2 protein-coding genes are annotated in these 1,175 nt (G+C 33.5%); both read right to left on the bottom strand.

Annotation, left to right across the window (positions count from 1 at the left end; translation table 11 throughout):
• Positions 1-224, bottom strand: a 224-nt coding sequence (locus tag ACYUDJ_RS21240; RefSeq protein WP_460290029.1) for a flagellin N-terminal helical domain-containing protein, incomplete at its 3' end; no start/stop codon positions are given.
• 220 nt (positions 225-444) lie between these two features.
• A partial coding sequence (locus tag ACYUDJ_RS21235) for a flagellin N-terminal helical domain-containing protein (RefSeq protein WP_460290028.1) occupies positions 445-1,175 on the bottom strand: 731 nt, incomplete at its 5' end.

The raw sequence follows: 1,175 nt of genomic DNA, 5'->3' as shown, positions 1-1,175 counted from the left end.
GTTTGGATTAATGATATAGCATCTTGTGAGTTTCTTGATGCTTGGTTTAATCCTCTGATTTGTCCTCTCATTTTTTCAGAGATTGCTAATCCTGCAGCGTCATCTCCTGCTCTGTTTATTCTTAAACCTGAGCTTAATTTTTCAATTGATTTACCATTGGTTCCTGTATTGATTGCCATTTGTCTATGAGCATTCATAGCGTTTAAATTGTGATTAATTATCATTTTATATTCCTCCTTGAGTTCAATATGAGCTTCCTTGCTCACTTTTTATATTTTTTTAATTCAACCTAATCTTATACATTTTTTAATTTTCTAATGGAAACTCTTCTTCACTACCTTAGAAGAGTAATCCACTAGTTAAATTTAGACTTTTTAATGAAACTCGACTTCCTCTGGTCGCTGAGTAAGTTCCACTAACTAAATCATAGATTTAGAGTGTCACTTATCTTAATAATTGAAGAACTCCTTGTGGTGCTTGGTTTGCTTGTGCAAGCATCGCTTGTGCAGCTTGTGTTAAGATGTTAGTCTTCGTGAAGTTCATCATTTCTTTTGCCATATCTACGTCTCTTATTCTTGATTCTGCTGCTTGTAAGTTTTCAGCTGCATTATCTACATTTGCTATTGTATGTTCTAATCTGTTTTGATTAGCTCCAAGTTTTGCTCTTTCTTCTGATACGGTATTTATAGCTGTATTTATTGTGTCTATCATTCCAGTTATATCTGCAGCAACTTTTTTTGAAAAAGTAATAGCTCCAGAATTTACGCCTAATTTTGTTGCATCCATGCTACCAATAGTAATTGACATCATTTGACCACTATTAGCACCTATTTGGAATTTAACATTTTTTCCAGATCCGTTTAAAAGTTTTTTAGTGTTGAATTCTGTTTGTGTAGCTATTCTTGTTATTTCCTTTTGTAGCTCTTTAACTTCTTTATCAAGGTTATTTCTATCAACTGTTACGTTTGTATCGTTAGATGCTTGTACTGCAAGTTCTCTCATTCTTTGTAATATTGAGTGAGTTTCGTTTAATGCACCTTCTGCTGTTTGGATTAATGATATAGCATCTTGTGAGTTTCTTGATGCTTGGTTTAATCCTCTGATTTGTCCTCTCATTTTTTCAGAGATTGCTAATCCTGCAGCGTCATCTCCTGCTCTGTTTATTCTTAAACCTG

The organism is Clostridium sp. CTA-6, from assembly GCF_054768115.1.
Note: the sequence above shows the minus strand (reverse complement) of the source record. Positions and strands in the feature narration are given on the sequence as shown.